Source organism: Providencia sp. PROV267 (assembly GCF_028477825.1).
GTDB classification, from domain to species: Bacteria; Pseudomonadota; Gammaproteobacteria; order Enterobacterales; family Enterobacteriaceae; genus Providencia; species Providencia stuartii.
In genome coordinates this window covers 358791-385110 of record NZ_JAMPLX010000007.1, presented here as the reverse complement: position 1 = coordinate 385110, position 26320 = coordinate 358791, and the positions used below count along the sequence as shown (strand labels likewise).

Below are 26320 nucleotides of genomic sequence, written 5' to 3'. Positions count from 1 at the left end.
TGCTATTACGCGCTTTTGGCATTGAGGAATGATGACAATGAATGAGGCAGAGACTCGCCCAACAAATTTTATCCGTCAGATCATTGATGAAGATCTGGCGAGCGGGAAACACACTTCGGTGCATACACGTTTCCCACCTGAACCGAATGGCTATTTACACATTGGTCATGCAAAATCAATTTGCCTGAATTTTGGTATAGCGCAGGATTATCAGGGTCAGTGTAACTTACGTTTTGACGACACCAACCCAGTCAAAGAAGATGTTGAATATGTCAACTCGATTCAAGAAGACGTTCAGTGGCTAGGTTTCCAATGGAGCGGTAAGGTTCACTACTCTTCTGATTATTTCGATATTCTATATCAATACGCTATTGAGCTTATTAACAAAGGCTTAGCGTATGTGGATGAACTGAGCCCAGAGCAAATTCGTGAATATCGTGGCACTCTAAAAGAGCCGGGTAAAAATAGCCCTTATCGTGACCGTAGTATTGAAGAGAACTTAGCGCTATTTGAAAAAATGCGTGCGGGTGGCTTTGAAGAAGGTAAAGCTTGCTTACGTGCAAAAATCGATATGGCATCACCTTTTATCGTTATGCGTGATCCCGTTTTGTATCGTATTAAATTTGCAGAGCACCATCAGTCAGGTAATAAATGGTGTATTTACCCAATGTATGACTTCACGCATTGTATTTCCGATGCATTAGAAGGCATTACACATTCACTGTGTACATTGGAATTCCAAGACAACCGCCGTTTATATGATTGGGTGCTTGATAACATCACGATTGACTGCCATCCACGTCAATATGAGTTTTCACGCTTAAACCTTGAATATACGGTCATGTCTAAGCGTAAGTTGAACCAATTAGTGACAGATAAATTAGTTGATGGTTGGGATGACCCGCGTATGCCGACAATTTCGGGTTTGCGTCGCCGTGGTTACACCGCTGCATCTATTCGCGAATTCTGTCAGCGTATTGGCGTGACTAAGCAAGACAATAACGTGGAAATGGCGTCGCTGGAATCATGTATTCGTGATGATCTTAACGAAAACGCGCCGCGTGCGATGGCGGTGATCGATCCTGTACGCCTAGTCATTGAAAATATGCCAGAAGGCGAAGAGATCTTGACCGCACCTAACCATCCAAATAAACCTGAGATGGGAACTCGTGAAGTGCCGTTTAGCAACGAGTTATATATTGATCGCGCAGATTTTCGCGAAGAGGCTAACCGTCAATACAAACGTTTAGTGTTAGGTAAAGAAGTTCGCCTACGTAATGCTTATATTATTAAAGCAGAGCGCGTGGAAAAAGATGCAGAAGGGAACATCACAACGATTTACTGCACCTATGATCCACAAACCCTAAATAAAGACCCTGCCGATGGTCGTAAGGTGAAAGGCGTTATTCATTGGGTTAGCGCAGCGCACGCACTACCTGCTGAAATTCGTTTATATGACCGTTTATTCACCGTACCAAACCCAGCGGCGGAAGAAGATTTCTTATCGGTCATTAACCCAGAATCATTGGTTATTCGACACGGGTTTGTTGAGCCGAGCTTGCGTGAAGCTGCAACAGATAAGCCATATCAGTTTGAACGAGAAGGCTATTTCTGTGCAGATAACCGTTTAAGCAGCGCAGATAAACTGGTGTTTAACCGTACGGTAGGCTTGCGCGATACTTGGGCGAAGATAGAGAAACAATAATTGCCCCCTTGTGTGTGTCGAGTCTATAGGGTTTTCCTATGGCTCGATGCACACGTTAGGTATAATAAAAAAGCTTCAGGGCTATATTCAGCCACTGAAGCTTTTTTTATGGGAGAATAGCCGATATCACCAAGACTAAGGCTTTTGGGTATCCACTTTTTCTTTTAGTAATTGATGTAAATATTGATTCGCGGAAGTGACTTTCCCTTCGCTGTCTTTGACCTGATACTCTTCACCTGTGATAGAGGATTTGGACGCGACGTTATCAATAAATTGTTCAGTGGTGCTCAAGCGTTTGTGTGTTTTGCTTAACTTTAAGCGTAGATGAGACTCCGCATCGGTTGCACTGTGCTCAGAGCCATTACGGGTAAAGGTTAAATTCTGCTGTTTACCTAGTTCGGTTAACAGTGCTTCTGTGCGCGTGCGTTCTTCAGGGCTTAGTGCCAGTGCTTGTGTGGCCACAAACAGACCTAATAATAAAACGAAAACAGTAGAAAAACGGCGGACTAGATAAGTCATGTTTGATTGCAAAATTTGCTCTCCTTAATTTGATATAAGGAAGATTATAGCGAGTCACTTTACAGCAGCTAGAGGAAATAATCTGAGAATAAGAGGTTATGGCATAAATCGGTAGCCAATCCCCGTTTCCGTTAATAAATGAATAGGGCGAGCGGGATCATTTTCCAGTTTTTGGCGTAAATGCCCCATATAAATACGTAAGTAATGATTATGTTCAACATAATTAGGCCCCCAAACTTGTAATAATAGGTGGCGTTGCGTTAGAACTTTGCCACTGTTTGCTACGAGTTCACTGAGCAAGCGAAATTCAATAGGGGTGAGATGTAACTCTTCATTTTGTTTGGTGACGAGACGATTGATAAAATCAATTGTGACATCACCAAATTGGAATATTGCGTTTTCTTGAGTGACTTTACCGAAGCGACGTAAAGCGACTCTGACCCTTGCAAGTAATTCGCTAACACCAAAAGGTTTAGTCAGGTAATCATCTGCTCCGGCATCTAATGCCGCGACTTTCTGTGACTCCTCTTCGCGAGCGGAGAGAACGATGATCGGGATACTACTCCATTGGCGCAGATCACGGATCAGATCTAAGCCATCACCATCCGGTAAGCCAAGATCCAGTATTAACAGATCAGGTTGGCGAGTTCCCGCTTCAATTAACCCCCGATGACGGTTTTCCGCCTCAAAAACTTTCCAGCCTTCCCCCTCCAAAGCTAATCGGACAAAGCGACGGATCTCTTTTTCATCTTCAATGATCAGTATTTGATGGGGATTCACAATAATTATCTAGCTCTTCAATATCTGGAAGTTGTTTAAAAGGTAGAACAAAGTGGAAGCTAGCTCCACCTTTTTTATTATTTTCGGCCCAAATGTTGCCATCATGCAATTGAATAATGGCTCGACAAATTGCTAACCCAAGGCCTACACCGGGAATAGCCGACTCTTTTTGGGCGCGAGAAAATTTATCGAAAATGATTTTTTCCTGCCCATCAGGGATAGCGTTGCTCGCATCCCAAACTTCAATATGTACTTGATTATCCTCTATTTGAGCACAAATTCCCATCGGGGTATCTTTATCACTGTATTTAGTCGCATTCTCCAGTAAGTTAATTAATACGCGCTCGATTAAATTGCCATCGCAATAGAGCAATAAGTTGGCAGGAATATCAATAGATAGAGGGTGGCTATGCAAGGTGTAATCAAGGGTTCTAACCGCACTGCCTGTGATCTCTTGCAGTGATTGCCACTCAAAATTAGGTTGAATACTGCCGGATTGCAGCCGTGCCATATCTAATAAATTGTTAACTAAACGTGAGGTGCTCAGTATCTGCTGGCGCATTTGATTCACTTGCTCAGTATAAGGAGAATTTTCAGCGCTCAGATTCAAGGTCAAAATTTCCGCCTGGCCAAACAACACCGTCAAGGGGGTTTTAAGATCATGAGATAATGCGGCTAATAACGAATTTCGTAACTGCTCACGCTCAATATCTAATTTTGCACTTTCCGCTTGCTTTGACAATTGCAAACGCGCTAAAGCGCTAGCAATCAGCCCTGTAAAAGTTTGCAACATGCGCTGCTGTTCAGGGATCAGCAACTGACGGAGATTGTTGGGTTCAATGGCGAGTACAGCCAGTGTTTGATCGGCGGTTGTAATGGGTTGTAATTGATAAGGTACACTTGGTAGGGTATCTGTCCCCGCACCAGCAGGTTGCCGCTTCTCGAAACTCCATTTAGCAATAGCCTGATCAATTTGCATAGGGCTATGACCTTCACATAACAAAGGGGAGAGCTGATTGTTTTCATCTGGTAACAATAAACAGGTTTTTGCTTGAAAGGCATTATTGATAAAGTGATAGCCAGTTTTACCAATATCTTGCTCTGTGAGTGCTCGGCTTAATTCTTTTGTCATTTCATATAGATGACGAGTTCGTTGCTCACGGTAGCGCGCGATCCTCGCTTGATATCGCATACCCGCAGTTAGATTCCCGACCACGACACCGACAATTAGCATGACGGTAAAGGTGACCAAGTACTGCATATCCATAATGGCGAGTGAAAAATGGGGTTGTACAAAAAAGAGGTCAAAGCTAATTACATTGATTAGCGCAGCAAAGATGGATGGGCGACGTCCATAAAAAAGCGCGACTAATACAACACCCAGTAAATACAGCGTAACAAGGTTGGCTTTATCGAGGGCCAGCAAAAAGGTACGTGAAAACAGGGTAATCACCGTACAGATAGCGATAGCCACTAAAAACCCATTAACATCACTCCGCCATTTTTCAGAAAAAGGCTTACGTTCAGGCTCCTTGACCCAATCATTTCTCTCCTCGAGTGCAACAATAACTAAATCAAGATCTGGGCCTAATGCGCCTAAACGTTCAGCAAAGTTTGTATGAGTACCAAAGTCTAGCCAGCGGCGACGCTTCGTGCGCCGACCTACCAATATTTTGCCTAGATTGTGTTCGCGCGCATAGCGTAAAACCGCTTTTTCTTCGTAAGGATCGGATAACGTTGCTGTCTCGGCTCCCAAGTCCTGAGCCAAGCGGAGCGCTTTAAGGATAGCCCTACGGTGCCCTTCAGGAAGGCGATGTAACTTTGGTGTTTCGACATAAATGGCGTGCCAAACAGAGCCTAGTTTTGCCGCTAACCTTGCCGCCGCTCGCACCAGTTTTTCGTTGCCATTATGGTGACCAATACATAACAGTAAACCATCTCGAGTATGCCAAACAGGAACGTGCCCTTTACCGTCGCGAAACTCTCGCATTTGGTCATCGACTCGGTCGGCAGTACGGCGTAAAGCCAACTCTCTAAGGGCTATCAAATTACCTTTACGGAAAAAATGTTCGATCGCACGCTCGGCTTGTGCGGGGATATAGACCTTACCTTCTTTTAGGCGCTGGCGGAGATCGTCTGGGGGAAGGTCGACTAAAACGATTTCATCGGCGGCATCGAATATGTGATCGGGAACCGTTTCACGTACGTGGATCCCTGTAATGCTACCCACAATATCATTCAAACTTTCAATATGTTGCACATTGATAGTCGTTAAAACATCAATACCCGCATCAAGAAGCTCTTCAACGTCTTGCCACCGTTTCGGATGGCGGCTACCTGCTGGGTTACTAAATGCCAACTCATCCATCAAAATGATAGCAGGGTGCCTTGCAATAGCAGCATCAATATCAAAAGCACTCATACGACGGCCTCGATGGTTTAAGCGGCGCGGCGGTAACTGAGATAAACCATCAAGGAGCGCGGCGGTTTCTTCCCTTTCATGGGTTTCGACGACCCCCACTAAGACATCTAGGCCTTGCGCCCGCAGGCGCTGTGCCTCCTGTAGCATCGCATAAGTTTTTCCGACGCCTGCACAGGCGCCGAAAAATATTTTGAGTTTGCCACGACCACTTTCATTGGCTTTTGCCAGCAATTCATCTGGATTTGGACGTACAGGATCTTGATTGTCCATAACTAACCTCAGTAAGTAGGGAGATTGGCCTGCTGCTTAAACTCATCCAATGCCACGTTCAGTTGCAACACGTTCACAACGGGTTCCCCCATAAAGGCAAGGAGTGGCTTTTCTGTTTGTGCCGCTATCAATGATTCTACTGCTTTTAGTGGGATCTGTCTGTTCTTTGCGATACGCGGTGCTTGATAGAGTGCTGCCGCAACAGAAATTTGCGGATCTAAGCCACTGGCAGAGGCGGTGAGTAGATCGACAGGGATAGCTTGTCCCGCATCTGGATTTTGCATCCTCAACTGTTGACTACGCTGTGCGAAATCTTCGTTTAAAAGTGGGTTACTTATTGCAAGATTACTCCCACTTGAGGCTAACGCATTGTAAGGATAATCAGCCGTCGCTGAAGGTCGGCCGAAAAAATAGCGGTCAGATTGGTAATTTTGACCAATCAAAGTAGATCCAATAACACGCTCTTCTTGCTGGATGAGCGAACCTTGGGCTTGCCAAGGAAATAGAACATTCGCGAGCCCAGTAACCAATAGAGGATAAGCGACACCCGTTATAATCGCCAATAAAATTAATACCACAATGGATGAACGGATCGTGTTCATAATTGATTCCTTATAAACCAAAGAGGCTAATGACCATGTCAATAAGTTTGATGCCAACAAAAGGAACGATCAGACCGCCAAGGCCGTAAATACCAAGGTTGCGTTGTAATAACGATTGTGAGCTCATAGGGCGATAATTGACCCCTTTTAATGCCAATGGGATCAGAAACACAATGATCAAGGCATTAAAGATCACCGCCGATAATAATGCGGAAGCTGGTGAATGGAGCTGCATGACGTTGAGGGCATTAAGTTGTGGCCAAGTTACCGCAAAGGCGGCTGGAATAATGGCAAAATATTTGGCAATGTCGTTTGCAATACTAAATGTGGTGAGCGATCCCCGAGTCATCAACATCTGTTTGCCTATGTGCACCACTTCAATCAGTTTGGTTGGGTTTGAATCTAAATCCACCATGTTACCCGCTTCTTTCGCGGCCTGTGTACCAGAGTTCATGGCAACGGCGACATCGGCTTGTGCAAGGGCAGGGGCATCATTGGTGCCGTCGCCTGTCATGGCAACCAAACGGCCTTCCGATTGATATTGTCGAATTAAGGCTAATTTGGCTTCTGGCGTCGCTTCTGCTAAGAAATCATCAACACCCGCTTCTGCAGCGATAGCGGCTGCCGTTAGGTGGTTATCCCCAGTGATCATTACCGTTTTGATCCCCATGCTACGCATTTGAGCAAAACGCTCTTTGATGCCACCTTTTACAATATCTTTTAAGGCAACGACACCAAGAACAGTTTGGTTATCTACGACGACCAATGGAGTTCCCCCTTGATGAGCAACTTGTTCGACTAACTTGTCTGCTTCGAGTGGGAATTTGCCATGATTAGCTTCAACATAACGGCGAATGGCATCGGCTGAACCTTTGCGGATCATCCTGTCACCAACATTGACGCCGCTCATACGGGTCATTGCCGAAAAAGGAACAAAAGTGGCATTTAAGGCGTGAATATCTCTTTCACGTAAATTAAATTTTTGTTTCGCGAGTACTACAATGCTGCGACCTTCAGGTGTTTCATCGGCTAACGATGAGAGTTGAGCTGCGTCAGCTAATTGTTGTTCAGTGACACCTGATAACGGTAAAAAGGCAGAGGCTTGGCGATTACCTAATGTGATTGTGCCTGTTTTATCCAGTAATAGCACATCAACATCCCCAGCAGCTTCAACCGCACGCCCGCTGGTGGCGATGACATTCGCACCTAACATGCGGCTCATCCCTGCAACACCAATAGAGGAGAGTAATCCACCAATGGTGGTTGGGATCAAACAAATTAATAGCGCAATCAGCACTAAAATAGAAACTGCATTGCCAGCACCTGCATATTCTGCTGCAAAGAGAGTAAAGGGATACAGGGTTGCGCAGGCGAGCAAGAAAATAATGGTAAGCGCGGTCAATAGAATAGTCAGTGCGATTTCATTAGGTGTTTTGCGACGTTGCGCTCCCTCAACCATGGAGATCATTCGGTCAAGAAAAGTTTCACCGGGATTAACGGTACACTCAACGATCAGCCAGTCTGACAATACACGGGTGCCCCCCGTCACTGAGGAGAAATCCCCACCAGATTCACGGATCACGGGTGCTGATTCCCCCGTAATTGCACTTTCATCGACGGAGGCACCGCCTTCAAGCACTTCACCGTCACAAGGAATGGTTTCACCCGCACGGATCAAAACGATATCACCTTTGCGTAGCTGGTCTGAATTGACGGTTTCTTGCGGGGCATCCAAGCTAGGGTTAGCAAGACGTACCGCACTGCTGAGTTTCTTAACCCCTTTGAGACTAGCCGCTTGTGCTTTGCTGCGCCCTTCTGCGAGCGCTTCAGCAAAATTAGCAAATAAGACAGTAAACCATAACCATAAGGTTATCATGCCACTAAACCAAGCATCCCCAGTACTATAATGGGTGAGCATCGCTAGCCATAACAGCGTGGTAATAAGACTACCGATATAGACCACAAACATGACGGGGTTTCGCCATTGAGCTTGCGGTGTACATTTTTTTATCGCATCAATAATCGATTGACGAACGAGTTTACGGTCAAAAAGCTGAGTTTTTTTACTGTTCATTTTATTTCCCTCATTATGCTGCTAACCCAATTTGCAAATGTTCTGCTATCGGACCCAGCGCAAGTGCGGGCACGAAAGTTAGAGCACCGATGAGTAAAATGGTTAAAATTAATAAGCCAATAAAAACAGGCCCATACGTCGGTAAACTGGCGGTACTTGCCATTTGAGGTTTTTTCATTGCTAATGAACCCGCGATAGCAAGAACAGGGAAGATGACACCAAAGCGGCCTAAGAACATGGTGATTGCCAGTGCAACATTGTAGAACGGTGTGTTTGCACTAAGCCCTGCAAAAGCACTTCCGTTGTTGTTGGCAGCAGAAGAGAAAGCGTATAGCACTTCACTAAAACCATGAGCACCAGGGTTAAAAATGGCAGCGCGGCCCACATCTGTCATTAAAGCGAGTGTAGTACCGCAAAGTACTAATGTCGGTGTAACTAAAATAGCAATAGCCACCATTTTCATTTCTCTCACTTCAATTTTTTTACCCAAATATTCGGGAGTACGGCCAATCATTAAACCGGCAATAAATACGGCAAGTAAAACAAAGAGCAACATGCCATACAGACCGGAGCCGACGCCACCAAATACCACTTCACCAATCTGCATTAGCCACATTGGCACCATACCGCCTAACGCAGTAAAAGAGTCATGCATGGCATTGACGGCACCGCATGACGCTGCGGTAGTCACAACGGCGTATAATGCTGAGCCAAGGATCCCAAATCGGCTCTCTTTTCCTTCCATATTGATTGAGCTATTTGCCGCAAAATCAGCTAAAAAAGGGTTGCCAACATACTCGGCATAAATCACCGTTGTAGCCGCGATGACAAAAATAATCGCCATGACCCATAACAGGGCATTTCCTTGTTTGTTATCTCCCACGGAGCGACCAAAGGCAAAACATAAGGCTGTTGGGATCAAAAAGATCGCTAACATCTGTACGAAGTTAGTCAACGCCGTTGGATTCTCAAAGGGATGAGAAGAGTTTGCGGCGAAAAATCCGCCTCCATTTGTGCCCAAGAGTTTTATCGCTTCTTGAGATGCCACAGGCCCCATTGGAATGAGTTGAGCTGAACTATCTAGATTATTGCTTAAGACATAAGGCGAGAAATTCTGGATCACACCTTGGCTAACAAAAAAGAGCGCAAAAATAACCGCTAACGGTAAGAGTAAATAGAGCGTAATACGCGTGAGATCCACCCAAGCATTACCCAGCGTCTTACTGCTGTGGCGTGCAAAAGCACGGATCAGAGCGAACACGACTGCGATGCCTGTTGCTGCGGATAAGAAGTTTTGTACGGTTAATCCAGCCATTTGGCTCAGGTAACTTAAGCTGCTTTCACCACTGTAAGATTGCCAGTTGGTATTGGTTACAAAACTAATTGCAGTATTAAAAGCGAGATCCCAATTCATCCCTTGAAATTTTTGTGGGTTAAGAGGGAGGTTGCCTTGAAATAGCAGCAGAATAAAAAGTAACGCAAAGCCCAATGCGTTAAACAGCAAAATGGCGAATGCGTAACGTGACCAATTCATCTCTGCCATTTCTCGACCTGGCTGTTTTAGCCCACTGAAACGCCAAATGATCGTCTCAGTTTTGGCGATAAAGTGTGGCATATCGCCTTCTATTAATCGGGCAATAAATAGTCCGAGTGGTTTCGCGAGTACAAATAGCACCAGTAAAAAACTGGCAATAAGTAGTAATGCACTTGTGGCCATCTTAGAAATCCTCCGCGTTAAGCAGGGCATAAATGAGATAAACCAGCAGTAAAACAACGAAAACTGCCCCAATAATGGAAAGTAATGACACAGTCGTTTCTCCTTATTATTTCCATAGGAGTAGGGTAAGGATTACGTTGTAAAGAAGCTGATAAAAAGTCAGTTAGGGGTGTAAAAAAAGTATAAAAATCGCGATAAAAAGCGGCAGTGCGACGCTTTGTTAATCGATGTTGTTAATTTATTGTGATCGTTTTGTTGTTTTTATTCATTTTGCTGTTAATTATTGTAATAAACCTACATTTTTTCTCAAAATTGACGATTTTTTTATCTTTTAAGTGGTCAGATCAGTAGTAAAATTACCAATAGAAGAGTATTATTAAGGCAGTTAATTTATCTTTCATACTATCTGTACGATTTTGGTCACTCTTGAATGGGTACTATGTGTAAGTTAGGGGCAAACTAAAATCGGCAAATAATGTGGCTACTGACAGGAGGATATCGATGTCCGCATATCACGAATACTCCCGGAATCAGGTGCTTTTACGCCGCACAGCAGCGTTAACCGCTGGCATACTTGCATTTCCGGTTATGGTTTTTCATCCACAACGCGCAAAGTTTTATAGCTACCTTTATAAAGTGTGGGCTAAAACAAGTGATAAACCCGTTTGGCTTGAGCGCTCAGAAATGACCATGAATACTCATCGCTAATTGGTGATCCTGCTCCCCGCAACACTAGGTTGTGGGGGGAATATTAATTTCAAATGCTAGATTATTTAACCTGACCTATCTCCACCATTCCCTCTTTTTCTATGCCGATGAGGCGCTCATTAGCGCATCACTTTTCCTTTTTCATGGACCAAAGTATAATGCCGACTATGAAGCGACGGCGCGCCTTTAAATTTCAATTAAGACTCAATAGTCAGTAATGGCATGACATAGCGCACTTTGCAGGGCTTCTTGCTTTTTTCAACCACGCCTCCTTAGCGCTCCAAAATGAAAACCATGAGGCAGGAAAAACGATATCCTGTATACAAAAATGGCTTCATGGCTGATCCTCACGACCATTATGAATATAGTAGGGATCTTACCCTTTAGGGCGGGGAGGATGTCAAAAGCTAGACACTCTAGATAGCTTGTCACAAAACCAACCATTTTTGCTAGAACAGGCAAAACCGATGCAGTAAAAGGACAATATTATGCGTAACTTAGCGTTGGAAGAACTTATTAATAATGAGCTGAAAGTCAGCGAATTCCAAGACTATGCGCCGAACGGTTTACAAGTCGAAGGGCGTTCACATGTACAAAAAATTGTAACGGGAGTCACTGCCTGCCAAGCATTACTTGATAAAGCCGTTGAAATGAATGCGGATGCTGTCATTGTTCATCATGGTTACTTTTGGAAAAATGAACCCGTTGTGATCAAAGGGATGAAAAGAAAGCGTCTAAAAACGCTCCTCGAAAACGATATTAACTTATATGGCTATCATTTGCCTTTAGACGCACATCCTCACTTAGGAAATAATACCCAGTTGGCGCATATCATGGGGGTTAAAATTGATGGTCATATTGAGCCATTAATGCCATTTGGTTACTTTGATCAGCCGATTACGCCTGCTGAATTAACTGAACGACTGGAAACGCACCTTGGGCGTAAAGCACTCCATTGTGGTGATACGGGGAAACAAGAAATTCGCCAAATTGCATGGTGCACAGGGGGGGGACAAGGCTTTATTTTGCAAGCCGCGGAATTTGGTGTAGATGCTTTTGTAACAGGGGAAGTATCTGAGCAGACGATCCACATTGCAAGAGAAATGGGGATCCATTTTTACTCAGCGGGGCATCATGCGACTGAGCGTTATGGGATCAAAGCACTTACTCAGTGGCTGGTAGATAACCACGGGCTAGATGCGGTATTCATTGATATTGATAATCCTGCTTAAGCGTTATTTAAAATAAACATGTGCAGCCCAATCAATATTGGCGCTGCACATAGACAGTGAGTTGAATTTACTGTGTGCGATAGCGAAGGGATGATAGGCTGAGAATAATGCTGCCTATTACCAAAACCCCACCTAAATGTTGGCTCCAGCCTGCCACCATCAAACCTACCGCAAGTCCTATATAATAAAATAGCCCTAAAATGGCACCAGCAGTGCCTTTATTGTCGGAATAGCGGCTAAGTGCATGAGCTAGAATATTAGGGATTGCAATACCATAGCCAATGACGACCCCTATTACAGGCGCGATAAACCACACTGAATGCATTAGGATAAAAACTAGGCAACCACTTATTAGTGAAACAAAGCTTGATAGCTTAACTAATTTTTCTGGTGACCAATTTTTACCCAATAAATGGCGATTTAACGTCGAACCAATTCCTACACCTAACGCTAATAAGATCCCAGTTAGCCCAAATTGTTGTTGAGATAGCCCTAATTGTTCAAAATGAAAGGGCGCCAGTTGGTAATAACTGAATAAATTAATGTTGAAAAATGCTATCAACATCACATTTCTGACAATTTCTTTATCCCTAATCATGGTGAATAAAGTGGTTAAAAATGGGCTGTGTATCACATTTGCTGGTCGAGTTTCTGGAAGTCGATAACAAGACCACAACAATAACCCAATAGCTAAAACCGCTAAGCCAATAAAAACGGCTTGATAACCGCCACTACTGACTAATAATGAACCTGCTAACATACCCATTGCTGGGCTAATAGCTAGAGCGATCCCCATAATAGAGAATACTTTAGATAATTCATGGCCTTGATAACAATCACGCATGGCTGTTTGGGTGCCAATAGAGCCTACAGCTGCACCAAAAGCGGATAACATGCGCATAAGCAATAATAAATAAAAATGCGTTACAAATAAGGCTCCAATCGAGGCAACTCCATACAATAAAAGCCCTGCAAGTATTGTTGGACGGCGGCCTAGTGTGTCACACATTCTTCCCCAAAATACGACGCCGAATGCAAATGCAAAGAAATAGAGTGAAAGCGTCTGTGAAGCTTGTTCTGCATTAACATGGAAAGCGATAGCAATCCCCGTTAATGCTGGGCTGTATATGGTTTCAACGATTTGTGGAAACATCATTAAGGCAACAGCCAGCCATAATGAAAGAGGGCGTTTCATATTAATAATCCTATATCTGTCACTGATGGCGAGCAGTTTAGTTGTATTTTTACTGTCTTATTACAATAATAAAGACAATAAACATCAAAAATAGGACATGTTATGGCATGGCTTAATCAGCAAGATAAGTTTGAGACACATTGGTATCAAGCTCCGATATTAGGGATTGCAGCGGAGATGGGGCAACACGACTCAGGCTTTCATGCTCACGATATGGGGCAATTACTGTTTACGCAGCAAGGTTGTATCCGTATTTCATTGGAAAACCACTTATCATTACTCCCTCCTGGTAGAGTGGCTTGGATCCCCGCACAGGTTGTTCATCGTGCGCAAATGCGGGCGTCTGTTGGCTATCGCTCCGTTTATCTAAGCCAACAGTTTGCTCAGCAAATAGGTAGTGAAGTCATGGTGTTAACGGTAACACCGCTATTGAGAGAGCTTCTTGAACGTATTGCTATTGCACCTTTTGATAGCCAGTGGCAAACAGGGCGGTTAGCCAATTTATTACCTGTGTTTATCGATGAATTGCAAAATGCGAGTAAAGAGCCGATGTTTATCGCTATACCGCAAGATCGCAGACTGAAACATGTCAATATGGAGCAGCTTCCTCCACCATTAGTCGCGCTGGCCCAAACTGTTGGAGCAAGTGAAAAAACGATTACACGTATTTTTTTGCGTGAAACAGGCATGAGTTATCAGGTTTGGCGCCAACAATGGCGTTTTATAAAGGCTGTAGAGCTTCTTGCTCAAGGGAAGCCCTACCATTTTATCACTCAAGAATTAGGGCTAACGAGTGATAGCGCATTTATTAGTTTTTTTAAAAAAATGAGTGGTGTTACACCAAAAGAATACCAATCAACTAGCTAAATCATGCGATAGAAAAGCCCCGATTTTCGGGGCTTTGGTATGTAGGGAATCGAATCGTTTTAGTGAGAATATTATTTTTTTGATAGGTTAGAGTTAAACTCACGTTTCCCGTAGCCAGTATATAGCTGGCGAGGACGTGCGATTTTCAGACCATCATCATGCATTTCGTTCCAGTGTGCAATCCAGCCGATAGTCCGTGCAATAGCAAAGATCACGGTAAACATAGATGATGGAATACCCATTGCTTTCAGGATGATACCTGAATAGAAGTCAACGTTAGGATACAGTTTTTTCTCAATGAAGTATGGGTCGTTTAGTGCAATACGCTCCAGTTCCATCGCCACTTCGAGTAGGCTATCGTTCAGGCCAAGCTCATTTAGAACTTCATGGCAGGTTTCACGCATAACAGTCGCGCGTGGGTCATGGTTTTTATAAACACGGTGACCAAAGCCCATCAGACGGAAAGAGTCATTTTTATCTTTCGCACGCTCAATAAATGCTGGAATGTGTTCAACAGTTTGGATCTCTTCCAACATACGTAGACAAGCTTCGTTAGCACCACCATGAGCAGGTCCCCATAGCGAAGCGATACCCGCAGCAATACATGCAAATGGGTTTGCACCGGAAGAGCCAGCAGTACGTACGGTTGACGTTGAAGCGTTTTGTTCGTGGTCGGCGTGTAGGATTAAAATACGATCCATTGCGCGCTCAAGCACTGGGTTAACCACATACTCTTCACATGGTGTAGAGAACATCATGTACAAGAAATTACCTGCATAAGACAGGTCATTACGAGGGTAGACGAAAGGTTGACCGATGGAGTACTTGTAGCACATCGCCGCAACCGTTGGCATCTTAGACAGCAGACGATACGCAGTGATTTCACGGTGGCGAGGGTTGTTAACATCCAGCGCATCGTGATAGAAGGCTGCTAGCGCACCTGTCACACCACACAATACTGCCATAGGGTGTGAGTCGCGGCGGAAGCCTGTAAGCATACGGGTAATTTGCTCATGGATCATGGTATGGCGAGTTACCGTATTCTTAAAGGTATTGTATTGTTCTTGCGTTGGCGCTTCGCCGTATAACAGGATGTAGCAAACCTCTAAGTAAGAGGCTTCGGTTGCCAATTGGTCAATTGGAAAACCGCGGTGCAGCAGAATGCCTTTATCACCATCAATGTAAGTGATTTTTGATTCACATGAAGCAGTAGAGGTAAATCCAGGGTCGTAGGTGAAATACCCTTTTGAACCTAAAGTTCGGACATCGATAACGTCTTGACCGAGAGTTGGGGTTAGAATGTCTAGTTCAATTGTACTTGCACTCTCAGTCGTTAGCTTAGCTTTGTTATCAGCCATTTACGGTCTCCTTAGCGCTTGATAATCAACACCCAACAACCAGAACTCAGCGTTATACTGCGTCTTTACACATTGTTCTACCGGTGTGTTGTGGAAATCAGCTAGCTATCACATTAAATCCTGAAATCTGACTACCGATGACAATGTCTTTTAGGTTGTTTACGAGTGTGTAGATGTTATGTTCTTTTTGTTGTTTTCCCTACAATATCATTATTTTTAGTAAGGGAAACTAGTTTCATAACTTTTCAGTTTTCTTTCACGCCGATTGAGATATTGGCGACGTTCAGATAATTCTACCAGCCATATATGTAAGATAAATGTTGAATCATTGTCAAATAAGATAAGCACATTTATATAAAATGTTTAAATCGTGATCCCTCTCACTGTTCGGGCTAAATGTCACCAAACATTTTGTGTGGGAATTGTAATAGCAATGTGAAGACTTTATACTGGCAGCAGGTCTCCGGATTACCCTGATGTAGGAGTTCCAGCGTAATCAGTATGCAACTCTACTTGAACATGATGGACTAACGTTTAGCTTAAGTTGCATTTTGTACCCCTGTCGCTGTCCATTTCCGCCCCAGGTCCGGAGGAAGGAAAATAATAAAGAGCTGTGTGGGCAAAATTGTGAAAAAACAAAGACCTGTCAATCTTGATCTGCAGACGATCCACTTCCCGATCACTGCAATCTCTTCGATCTTGCACCGTGTCTCTGGCGTCATTACTTTCATCGCAGTTGGTATTCTGCTTTGGTTGTTAGGGACATCTCTCTCCTCTCCAGAAGGCTTTCAATACGTATCCGAAATAATGACCGGCTTTTTTGCTAAGTTCATTCTTTGGGGAATTCTAACAGCATTGGCTTACCACATTTGTGGTGGTATTCGTCATATGCTGATGGACTTCGGCTGGGTTGATGAAACACTAGCCGCAGGTAACTCATCTGCAAAAATCACGTTTGTTATTACTGTCGTTCTGGCAATTCTGGCGGGGATATTAGTATGGTAAGTAATGCTTCAGCTTTAGGCCGCACTGGTATTCAGGACTGGCTGTTAATCCGTGGTTCAGCGATCGTTATCGTACTCTATGTACTGTATCTTGTTGGCTTTATTGCCATCAACGATATCACTTATGAAACATGGCGTGGTTTCTTCGCATCTTCTGTGACGAAAGTATTTACTATCCTCACATTGTTCTCGATTTTAGTGCATGCCTGGATTGGTTTATGGCAGGTGCTCACTGACTATGTTAAGCCATTGGCACTACGTTTAGTGTTGCAGCTTGTTATTGTTGTTGCGCTGCTGGCTTACTTAATTTACGGAACAATTGTGGTGTGGGGTGCATAAATGAATCTGCCAATAAGAGAATTTGACGCTATCGTTATCGGTGCAGGTGGCGCAGGTATGCGCGCTGCATTGCAAATTTCGCAACTTGGCTTATCTTGCGCCTTGTTGTCAAAAGTTTTTCCAACCCGTTCTCATACGGTATCAGCGCAAGGTGGTATCACTGTTGCACTAGGTAACACTCACCCAGATAACTGGGAGTGGCACATGTATGACACCGTAAAAGGGTCTGACTATATCGGTGACCAAGATGCCATCGAATACATGTGTAAAACGGGTCCAGAAGCGATTCTTGAATTAGAACATATGGGCTTACCATTCTCTCGTTTGGACGACGGTCGTATTTATCAGCGTCCATTCGGTGGTCAGTCTAAAAACTTCGGTGGTGAGCAAGCGGCTCGTACCGCTGCTGCTGCTGACCGTACTGGTCATGCTCTGTTGCATACGTTGTATCAACAAAACCTGAAAAACCACACCACTATTTTTTCTGAGTGGTATGCCCTTGATTTAGTTAAAAACCAAGATGGCGATATCGTTGGTTGTACGGCAATTTGTATGGAAACTGGCGAGCTAGTTTACTTCAAAGCTAAAGCAACGATCCTTGCAACAGGTGGTGCAGGCCGCATCTATCAATCCACAACAAACGCTCACATCAATACGGGTGACGGTGTTGGTATGGCTGCCCGTGCGGGTGTGCCACTACAAGATATGGAAATGTGGCAATTCCACCCAACAGGTATCGCAGGTGCAGGGGTTCTGGTAACAGAAGGCTGCCGTGGTGAAGGTGGATACCTATTGAATAAAGACGGCGAGCGTTTCATGGAGCGTTATGCGCCTAACGCGAAAGACCTTGCTGGTCGTGACGTTGTTGCTCGTTCAATTATGATTGAAATTCGTGAAGGCCGTGGCTGTGATGGCCCTTGGGGACCTCACGCGAAATTGAAATTGGACCACTTGGGTAAAGAAGTTCTGGAATCACGCCTACCGGGTATTCTTGAGTTATCTCGTACCTTTGCTCACGTTGACCCAATCAAAGAGCCAATCCCAGTTATCCCAACGTGTCACTATATGATGGGCGGTATCCCAACTAAGGTTACAGGTCAAGCGATTCGTTATAACGAAAAAGGCGAGGATGAAGTCATTCCAGGTCTGTTCGCTGTGGGTGAAATTGCGTGTGTATCTGTACACGGTGCTAACCGCCTTGGTGGTAACTCATTGCTCGACTTAGTGGTATTTGGTCGTTCTGCGGGTCTACACCTGAAAGAGTCACTGATGGAGCAAGGTTCAATGCGTGAAGCATCTGAATCTGACATCGATGCTGCAATGGCTCGCTTTAACCGCTGGGAAAATGCACGTACGGGTGAAGATCCTGTTGAAATCCGTAAAGCGCTGCAAACCTGCATGCAACATAACTTCTCGGTATTCCGTGAAGGTGATGCAATGGCGAAAGGTTTAGAAGAGCTGAAAGTCATCCGCGAGCGTTTGAAAAATGCACGTCTTGATGACACATCGACCGAGTTCAACACTCAACGTATTGAATGTTTAGAGCTGGATAACTTGATGGAAACAGCTTATGCAACAGCACAAGCTGCAAACTTCCGTACTGAAAGTCGCGGAGCGCATAGCCGTTTCGACTATCCAGATCGTGATGACGTTAATTGGCTGTGTCACTCATTGTATTTACCGCAATCTGAAACGATGACGCGTCGTGAAGTGAACATGCAACCTAAGTTGCGTGAACCCTTCCCGCCGAAAGTACGTACTTATTAATGCGTGGTGTTAATCCAGTTGCGGAGAAATGAACTATGAAACTTGAATTTTCGATTTATCGCTATAATCCGGACGTAGATAACGCGCCACGTATGCAAGATTACACGCTCGAAGTGCCTGAAGGGCGTGACATGATGTTGCTGGATGCGTTGATCCAACTGAAAGAGAAAGATCCAACATTATCATTCCGTCGTTCTTGCCGTGAAGGTGTATGTGGCTCTGACGGCGTTAACATGAATGGTAAAAATGGTCTGGCTTGTATCACACCCCTGTCTGCGTTGACTCGTAGCGGAAAGAAAATTGTGATCCGTCCATTACCAGGTCTGCCTGTTATTCGTGACCTGATTATCGACATGAGCCAGTTCTATACTCAATACGAAAAAATTCGTCCGTATCTTATTAATGATAATAAGAACCCACCGGCGCGTGAGAATTTACAGTCACCGGCACAGCGTGAAAAACTCGATGGATTATATGAGTGTATTTTGTGTGCATGTTGCTCAACTTCTTGCCCATCGTTCTGGTGGAACCCGGACAAATTTATTGGTCCAGCAGGTCTTTTAGCTGCATACAGGTTCCTAATTGATAGTAGAGATACTGAAACGGATGCTCGATTAGATGATCTGAACGACGCTTTTAGTGTTTTCCGCTGTCATAGCATCATGAATTGTGTCAATGTATGTCCTAAAGGACTAAATCCAACGAAAGCTATCGGGCATATTAAATCTATGTTACTAAAACATAGTGCATAAAACCGATTTAACCTGCGGTACGAAAGTACCGTAGGTTATTAAATAGTAAAAAGTAAAAGCAAAAAAGTGAAAGTAATAAGCCAAACTGCAAATGATGAAGACGCGAGCAAACTCGAGGAACCTTTAAAAACTGCAGTCAGTTTTTAAAGGTTCCTTAAAAGGGGAGCCCGGAGTGATAAAGGGAAACCCAAAGTGAGAACATGCATAAAGCACGTCCAGAAGAACCTTTATCGAGGCCGCTTAAACGCGGCAATTAGTTAACCACGGCGAAAACTAAAGCTGTAAAAGCTTAAGGGATCACAATGCAGAACGGCGTAATGAAGGACTGGCTGGATTCGAGCTTTCTGGCAGGCGCGAACCAGACTTACATAGAACAACTCTATGAAGATTATCTAACTGACCCCAATTCTGTTGATGCTGGCTGGAGAGAAATCTTCCAGCAACTGCCTGGAGCAGGCACCAACGCTGAGCAATTCCACTCACAAGCACGCGAATATTTCCGTCGCTTAGCAAAAGACTCGACTCGTTATCATACCTCTGTTAGCGATCCTGCAATCGACGCAAAACAAGTAAAAGTTTTGCAGTTGATTAACGCATTCCGCTTCCGCGGGCATCAAAATGCAAATCTTGACCCATTAGGTTTATGGAAACGTGAATCTGTTCCCGATTTAGATCCAGCATTCCATAATCTAACGAAAGAAGATTTCGACGAAACATTCAATGTGGGTTCTTTTGCGATTGGCAAAGAGACCATGAAACTTAGCGACCTGTATGATGCACTGAAACGTATTTATTGCGGTTCTATTGGTGCTGAATACATGCATATCACAAATACTGAGGAAAAACGCTGGATCCAGCAACGCCTCGAGTCTGTGAATGTCGCTGAGCAATTTACGAAAGAAGAAAAACGTCGCTTCTTAGCTGAATTAACAGCAGCAGAAGGACTAGAGCGTTATTTAGGCGCTAAATTCCCAGGTGCAAAACGTTTCTCATTGGAAGGTGGTGATTCACTGATCCCAATGCTGAAAGATTTGATTCACCATGCGGGTAAACAAGATACGCGTGAAGTTGTACTAGGTATGGCTCACCGTGGTCGCCTTAACGTTCTTATCAACATTTTAGGTAAAAAACCGGCTGAACTATTCGATGAGTTCGCAGGTAAACACAAAGACCACTCAAGTGCTGGTGACGTTAAATATCACCAAGGCTTCTCTTCTGATTTCCAAACCGAAGGCTCACGTGTTCACTTAGCATTGGCATTTAACCCATCTCACCTTGAGATAGTTAGCCCAGTTGTTATTGGCTCTGTCCGTGCTCGTCGTGACCGTCTTGATGAAGGCCGTAGCAATATGGTGCTACCAATCACCATCCATGGTGACTCTGCGGTAGCAGGCCAAGGCGTTGTTCAAGAAACACTGAACATGTCTCAAGCGCGTGGTTATGAAGTTGGTGGTACTGTACGTATCGTCATTAACAACCAAATCGGTTTCACAACGTCTAACCCGAAAGATACTCGTTCAACAGAGTATTGCACCGACATCGCGAAGATGGTCCAAGCACCTATCTTCCACGTGAACGCTGATGATCCAGAAGCGGTAGCATTTGTCACTCGCTTAGCACTGGATTTCCGTAATACCTTTAAACGTGATGTGATGATTGACCTCGTTTGTTATCGTCGTCATGGTCATAACGAAGCTGATGAGCCAAATGCAACTCAGCCAATTATGTATCAAAAAATCAAAAAACATCCGACCCCACGTAAAATCTATGCTGACCGTCTAATTGAAAGTGGTGTTGTGACTGCTGATGAAGTCACTGAGATGGTTAATTTGTACCGTGACGCGCTAGATAGAGGCGACTGTGTCGTTGAAGAGTGGCGTGAAATGGGGCTACATTCTTATACATGGGAACCGTACCTGAACCATGAATGGAATGAAGAATACAAATCCACATTTGATTTAAAACGCTTGCAAGAGCTTGCGGTTAAAACCAGTACTATCCCTGCTGAAGTTGTCACTCAGTCTCGTGTTGAGAAAATTTACTCTGACCGTGCTGAAATGGCAAAAGGCGAAAAACCTCTTGATTGGGGTGCAGCAGAAACATTGGCATATGCAACCTTGGTTGATGAAGGTATTCCTGTTCGTCTATCTGGTGAAGATGCTGGCCGTGGTACGTTCTTCCACCGTCATGCTGTTGTTCATAATCAAACGAACGGTTCAGTATATGTACCGCTGCAAAATATCCATAACGGGCAAGGCGTGTTTAATGTTTGGGACTCAGTTCTGACAGAAAACGCGGTGTTGGCATTCGAATATGGCTACGCGACGACAGAACCACGCGCTCTGACGATTTGGGAAGCTCAATTTGGTGACTTCGCAAACTGTGCGCAAGTGGTTATCGACCAATTTATTAGCTCAGGTGAGCAAAAATGGGGTCGTATGTGTGGCTTGGTAATGCTTTTACCACACGGTTATGAAGGCCAAGGCCCAGAGCACTCCTCTGCACGTTTAGAGCGTTATCTGCAACTGTGCGCAGACCAAAACATGCAAGTGTGTGTGCCGTCAACGCCTGCTCAGGTTTATCACATGTTACGCCGTCAGGCACTACGCGATATGCGTCGTCCTCTGATTGTGATGTCACCTAAATCACTGCTGCGTCATCCATTAGCGGTATCAAGCATGGAAGAGCTGGCGAATGGTAAATTCCTGCCAGTAATCGGTGAAATAGATGAAATCAATCCGAAAAACGTGAAACGCGTCATTCTGTGTTCAGGTAAAGTTTATTACGATCTGTTAGAACAGCGTCGTAAGAATGAACAAACAGATGTTGCTATCGTGCGTATTGAGCAGCTATATCCGTTCCCACACGAAGATATTCAGCAAGCGCTGGCGCAATATGCGCATGTTAAGGATTTCGTATGGTGTCAAGAAGAGCCATTGAACCAAGGCGCTTGGTATTGCAGCCAACACAACTTCCGTGAAGCTATCCCAGCAGGGGCGACTTTACGTTATGCAGGTCGTGCTGCTTCTTCATCTCCAGCAGTTGGTTATACGTCCGTTCACCAAGAGCAGCAACAAGCTCTGGTTAATGACGCGTTGAACATTGAATAATTAAAGGATAGAAAATGAGTAGTGTAGAAATTCTTGTTCCAGATCTTCCTGAATCCGTTGCTGATGCTACGGTTGCCACATGGCATAAAAAACCAGGTGATAGCGTTGAACGTGACGAAGTGCTGGTTGAAATCGAAACGGATAAAGTTGTACTAGAAGTTCCTGCAAGTGAAGCGGGTGTACTAGAAGCTATCGTTGAAGACGAAGGTGCAACAGTGTTATCTAAACAACTGTTAGGCCGTATTCGTTTGGGTGATAGCACTGGCATGCCAGCGGATGTGAAACCTGCTCAAGAAGCTGCACCTGCACAACGTCAAACGGCGAGCTTGGAAGAAGAGAGCAATGATGCACTGTCTCCAGCGATCCGTCGCTTAGTTGCAGAGCATGATCTTAACCCAGCAGATATTAAAGGCACGGGTGTTGGTGGTCGTCTGACTCGCGAAGATGTTGAAAAACATTTAGCAGCGAACAAATCAGCGCCTGCTGCTAAAGCACAAGCACCTGCTGCTCCACAAGCGCCACTGGCACATCGTAGCGAAAAACGTGTACCAATGACACGTCTGCGTAAACGTATTGCTGAGCGTCTGTTGGAAGCGAAAAACAGCACTGCGATGTTAACAACCTTTAACGAAGTTAACATGCAGCCAATCAAAGATCTGCGTAAGCAATATGGTGAAGCGTTCGAAAAACGTCACGGTGTGCGTTTAGGCTTTATGTCTTTCTACATTAAAGCAGCGGTCGAAGCACTGAAACGTTATCCAGAAGTGAATGCTTCTATTGACGGTACAGATGTGGTTTACCACAACTATTTCGACATCAGTATTGCGGTATCGACACCTCGTGGTCTGGTAACACCAGTATTGCGTGACGTTGATGCGATGAGCATGGCTGATATCGAGAAGACAATTAAAGAACTGGCTGTTAAAGGTCGCGACGGTAAATTAACGGTTGAAGACTTAACTGGTGGTAACTTCACTATCACTAATGGCGGCGTATTTGGTTCTCTCATGTCCACACCTATCATTAACCCACCACAAAGTGCAATCTTAGGCATGCATGCTATTAAAGATCGCCCTATGGCGGTTAATGGTAAGGTCGAAATTCTTCCAATGATGTACCTTGCATTATCTTATGACCACCGCCTAATTGATGGTAAAGAGTCAGTTGGCTTCTTAGTGGCTATCAAAGATATGCTGGAAGATCCAACTCGTTTACTGCTGGACGTATAGCAACATAACAGGGCAGGGGCATACCTGTCCGGTCTGAAGTAACCGATGCAACCGGCTCCCGCCGGTTGCTAAATCAGTAACAATTGCAGGAGGCGAATAAACGCCTCTTCAGACTCAATTATGGATAGAACATCATGAATTTACACGAGTATCAGGCAAAACAGCTTTTTACACGCTACGGTTTGCCAGCACCAACGGGTTATGCCTGCTCATCAGCAGATGAAGCTGTAGAAGCGGCTAAAAAAATCGGAAACGGCCCATGGGTTGTTAAATGCCAAGTTCACGCAGGTGGACGTGGTAAAGCTGGCGGCGTTAAAGTCACAAGCAATATCAACGATATCAAAGAATTTGCTGAAAAATGGTTAGGTAAAAACCTTGTTACTTACCAAACAGATGCAAATGGTCAGCCTGTTAACCAAATCCTTGTTGAACATGCGACAGATATTGCTAAAGAGCTGTATTTGGGTGCAGTAGTTGACCGTGGCACACGTCGTGTTGTGTTTATGGCTTCTACCGAAGGTGGTGTTGAGATTGAGAAAGTTGCTGAAGAAACGCCAGAACTGATCCACAAAGCAGTTATCGACCCATTAACAGGTCCTATGCCTTTCCAAGGCCGTGAATTAGCATTTAAATTAGGCTTAACGGGTAAACAAGTTAGCCAATTCGCTAAGATCTTCATGGGCCTAGCGACTATGTTCTTAGAGCGTGACCTTGCTCTAATCGAAGTCAACCCATTAGTTATCAATACTGAAGGCGACCTAGTTTGTTTGGATGGTAAATTAGGTGTTGATAGCAACGCACTATATCGCCAAGCAGAAATGCGTGAAATGCATGACCCATCTCAAGAAGATGCGCGCGAAGCACAAGCTGCACAGTGGGAACTGAACTATGTTGCACTTGATGGCAACATCGGTTGTATGGTTAACGGTGCAGGTCTTGCAATGGGAACCATGGATATCGTTAAACTGCACGGCGGTGCACCAGCTAACTTCTTAGACGTTGGTGGTGGCGCAACTAAAGAACGCGTAACTGAAGCATTTAAAATTATCCTTTCAGATAAGAGCGTTAAAGCTGTTTTCGTTAACATTTTTGGTGGTATCGTTCGCTGTGACCTGATTGCAGACGGCATCATTGGTGCAGTAGAAGAAGTTGGCGTGAATGTACCAGTAGTGGTTCGTTTAGAAGGTAACAATGCAGAGTTAGGTGCGAAGAAACTGGCTGATAGCGGTCTGAATATTATCGCAGCAAACAGCCTGACGGATGCAGCTAAGAAAGCAGTAGCAGCGGCGGAGGCCAAATAATGTCTATTTTAATCGATAAAAACACCAAAGTAATTTGCCAAGGTTTCACTGGCGGTCAAGGTACTTTCCACTCCGAACAAGCGATTGCTTACGGTACTAAAATGGTTGGTGGTGTGACTCCGGGTAAAGGTGGCACAACTCACTTAGGCCTACCTGTATTTAATACTGTTCGTGAAGCTGTAGAAGCGACAGGCGCAACCGCTTCTGTTATCTATGTTCCAGCACCATTTTGTAAAGATTCTATCTTAGAAGCAATTGATGCAGGCATTAAACTGATTATCACTATTACTGAAGGTATCCCAACGCTGGATATGCTGACTGTGAAAGTGAAATTAGATGAAGCTGGCGTACGCATGATCGGTCCAAACTGCCCAGGTGTTATCACGCCGGGTGAATGTAAAATTGGTATCCAACCAGGCCATATCCATATGCCAGGTAAAGTCGGTATCGTTTCACGTTCAGGTACGCTGACTTATGAAGCGGTAAAACAAACGACAGATGCAGGTCTTGGCCAATCAACTTGTGTTGGTATCGGTGGTGACCCAATCCCAGGTTCAAACTTCATTGACATCCTGAAGATGTTCCAAGAAGACCCACAAACCGAAGCAATCGTCATGATCGGTGAAATCGGTGGTAACGCAGAAGAAGAAGCGGCTGCTTACATCAAAGAGCACGTAACTAAGCCAGTTGTTGGTTACATTGCAGGTGTAACAGCGCCTAAAGGTAAGCGTATGGGCCACGCTGGTGCGATTATCGCTGGCGGTAAAGGTACAGCTGACGAGAAATTTGCTGCATTAGAAGCTGCGGGCGTGAAAACAGTACGTAGCTTGGCAGACATTGGCGATGCTGTGAAATCAATGTTGGCAAAATAAGCTCTCGCTTAGCATAAACATTTAAAACAGTGAGGCTCGTATTCCAAAAGAATACGGGCCTTTTTTGTTGTGCGTGGCGCGCTAGACACAGAGGGATAACACAGGTGCTGTTATCGATAAATTAGCGGATTATCGCAGTGTGGATACGTGAGATGGAGTGTCGTACTCTTTTTAGCGGCCTAGTTTTTTTAGATTTAATTGTACTATGCAACTACCCTTTAACGGGTTCCAATTATCGCCGTTTGACGGTTATTTATACTGCTTAAGTGTTGTACTCTAGTCTTAAATTGGGTGTTTTTCACTCAACGTGATTAAATATACTACTAAAGTGCCATTTTTAATAACGGATGCTTAGTCTTAATTAATAAATCTAAAATAGTCAAATAAGCAGAGATTATTTAGTAATTAATAAAATTCATAATAAAAACCAAATAGGCTAATATTATAAATTAAATTATCTTTTTATGAAGTTTTAAATAAAAAGTTAATTTTTTAGG

21 protein-coding genes are annotated in these 26320 nt (G+C 44.3%); 12 read left to right on the top strand and 9 right to left on the bottom strand.

The features are described from left to right. Nucleotides 1-37: 37 nt before the first annotated feature. Nucleotides 38-1705, top strand: coding sequence for a glutamine--tRNA ligase (gene glnS, locus PR709_RS06460; RefSeq protein ID WP_014657755.1), 1668 nt, complete (start codon nt 38-40; stop codon nt 1703-1705). 135 nt (nt 1706-1840) lie between these two features. Here glnS and PR709_RS06455 read toward each other — a convergent pair whose 3' ends face one another. The 7 genes from PR709_RS06455 to kdpF form a co-directional block, all read right to left on the bottom strand. Further along, complete coding sequence (locus PR709_RS06455) at nt 1841-2236, bottom strand: DUF5329 family protein (protein WP_223854703.1); 396 nt, start codon at nt 2234-2236, stop codon at nt 1841-1843. A gap of 84 nt (nt 2237-2320) precedes the next feature. After that, nucleotides 2321-3004: a two-component system response regulator KdpE gene (gene kdpE / locus PR709_RS06450; protein ID WP_004917729.1), complete on the bottom strand. Its 684-nt coding sequence runs from the start codon at nt 3002-3004 to the stop codon at nt 2321-2323. Beyond that, nucleotides 2976-5696 (bottom strand): two-component system sensor histidine kinase KdpD, encoded by a 2721-nt coding sequence (gene kdpD / locus PR709_RS06445; RefSeq protein WP_036943513.1) that lies wholly within the window; start codon nt 5694-5696, stop codon nt 2976-2978. The genes kdpE and kdpD overlap by 29 nt, the downstream gene beginning before the upstream one ends. 8 nt (nt 5697-5704) lie before the next feature. Then, nucleotides 5705-6298, bottom strand: a complete 594-nt coding sequence (gene kdpC / locus PR709_RS06440; RefSeq protein ID WP_014657757.1) for a potassium-transporting ATPase subunit KdpC — start codon at nt 6296-6298, stop codon at nt 5705-5707. A 10-nt stretch (nt 6299-6308) separates the two neighbouring features. Next, a complete protein-coding gene (gene kdpB / locus PR709_RS06435) occupies nt 6309-8372 on the bottom strand; it encodes a potassium-transporting ATPase subunit KdpB (RefSeq protein WP_004917733.1) in 2064 nt (687 codons plus the stop codon). Nucleotides 8373-8385: 13 nt separating this feature from the next. Beyond that, on the bottom strand, nt 8386-10089 hold the full coding sequence (kdpA, locus tag PR709_RS06430) for a potassium-transporting ATPase subunit KdpA (protein ID WP_004917735.1): 1704 nt from the start codon (nt 10087-10089) through the stop codon (nt 8386-8388). A gap of 1 nt (nt 10090) precedes the next feature. Beyond that, entirely contained in the window at nt 10091-10180 is a 90-nt protein-coding gene (gene kdpF / locus PR709_RS19555) for a K(+)-transporting ATPase subunit F (RefSeq protein WP_071243399.1), read from the bottom strand. 410 nt (nt 10181-10590) lie between these two features. Here kdpF and PR709_RS06425 point away from each other — a divergent pair, with 410 nt between their 5' ends. Then, nucleotides 10591-10797 carry a YbfA family protein gene (locus tag PR709_RS06425; protein ID WP_014657758.1) on the top strand — a complete coding sequence of 69 codons (207 nt, stop codon included), beginning with the start codon at nt 10591-10593 and terminating at the stop codon, nt 10795-10797. 488 nt (nt 10798-11285) lie between these two features. Beyond that, nucleotides 11286-12029 carry a type 2 GTP cyclohydrolase I gene (locus tag PR709_RS06420; RefSeq protein ID WP_004917742.1) on the top strand — a complete coding sequence of 248 codons (744 nt, stop codon included), beginning with the start codon at nt 11286-11288 and terminating at the stop codon, nt 12027-12029. Nucleotides 12030-12096: 67 nt separating this feature from the next. On the opposite strand, the gene PR709_RS06415 is transcribed toward PR709_RS06420, so the two are convergent. Beyond that, nucleotides 12097-13224: a multidrug effflux MFS transporter gene (locus PR709_RS06415; RefSeq protein WP_272570830.1), complete on the bottom strand. Its 1128-nt coding sequence runs from the start codon at nt 13222-13224 to the stop codon at nt 12097-12099. 102 nt (nt 13225-13326) lie between these two features. Here PR709_RS06415 and PR709_RS06410 point away from each other — a divergent pair, with 102 nt between their 5' ends. After that, entirely contained in the window at nt 13327-14091 is a 765-nt protein-coding gene (locus PR709_RS06410) for an AraC family transcriptional regulator (protein ID WP_272570829.1), read from the top strand. A gap of 71 nt (nt 14092-14162) precedes the next feature. Here the strand turns inward: PR709_RS06410 and PR709_RS06405 are convergent, their stop codons facing one another. Beyond that, nucleotides 14163-15449, bottom strand: a complete 1287-nt coding sequence (locus PR709_RS06405) for a citrate synthase (RefSeq protein WP_004917748.1) — start codon at nt 15447-15449, stop codon at nt 14163-14165. Between the two features lie 615 nt (nt 15450-16064). Between PR709_RS06405 and sdhC the strand changes: the two genes are divergently transcribed. The 8 genes from sdhC (at nt 16065) to sucD (ending at nt 25823) form a co-directional block, all read left to right on the top strand. Continuing rightward, nucleotides 16065-16454, top strand: a complete 390-nt coding sequence (gene sdhC, locus PR709_RS06400; RefSeq protein ID WP_004917750.1) for a succinate dehydrogenase cytochrome b556 subunit — start codon at nt 16065-16067, stop codon at nt 16452-16454. Then, a complete protein-coding gene (gene sdhD, locus PR709_RS06395) occupies nt 16448-16792 on the top strand; it encodes a succinate dehydrogenase membrane anchor subunit (protein WP_004917752.1) in 345 nt (114 codons plus the stop codon). Before sdhC ends, sdhD begins: the two co-directional genes overlap by 7 nt. Beyond that, nucleotides 16793-18559, top strand: a complete 1767-nt coding sequence (gene sdhA / locus PR709_RS06390; RefSeq protein WP_004917753.1) for a succinate dehydrogenase flavoprotein subunit — start codon at nt 16793-16795, stop codon at nt 18557-18559. 35 nt (nt 18560-18594) lie between these two features. Next, nucleotides 18595-19311: a succinate dehydrogenase iron-sulfur subunit gene (locus PR709_RS06385; RefSeq protein WP_004917754.1), complete on the top strand. Its 717-nt coding sequence runs from the start codon at nt 18595-18597 to the stop codon at nt 19309-19311. Nucleotides 19312-19613: 302 nt separating this feature from the next. Further along, entirely contained in the window at nt 19614-22421 is a 2808-nt protein-coding gene (gene sucA, locus PR709_RS06380; protein WP_004917756.1) for a 2-oxoglutarate dehydrogenase E1 component, read from the top strand. Nucleotides 22422-22435: 14 nt separating this feature from the next. Then, nucleotides 22436-23650 (top strand): 2-oxoglutarate dehydrogenase complex dihydrolipoyllysine-residue succinyltransferase, encoded by a 1215-nt coding sequence (gene odhB / locus PR709_RS06375; protein WP_004917758.1) that lies wholly within the window; start codon nt 22436-22438, stop codon nt 23648-23650. 134 nt (nt 23651-23784) lie between these two features. Continuing rightward, a complete protein-coding gene (gene sucC, locus PR709_RS06370; RefSeq protein ID WP_004917759.1) occupies nt 23785-24951 on the top strand; it encodes an ADP-forming succinate--CoA ligase subunit beta in 1167 nt (388 codons plus the stop codon). Further along, nucleotides 24951-25823, top strand: coding sequence for a succinate--CoA ligase subunit alpha (sucD, locus tag PR709_RS06365; RefSeq protein WP_004917763.1), 873 nt, complete (start codon nt 24951-24953; stop codon nt 25821-25823). The genes sucC and sucD overlap by 1 nt, the downstream gene beginning before the upstream one ends. The last annotated feature ends 497 nt before the right edge of the window (nt 25824-26320 follow it).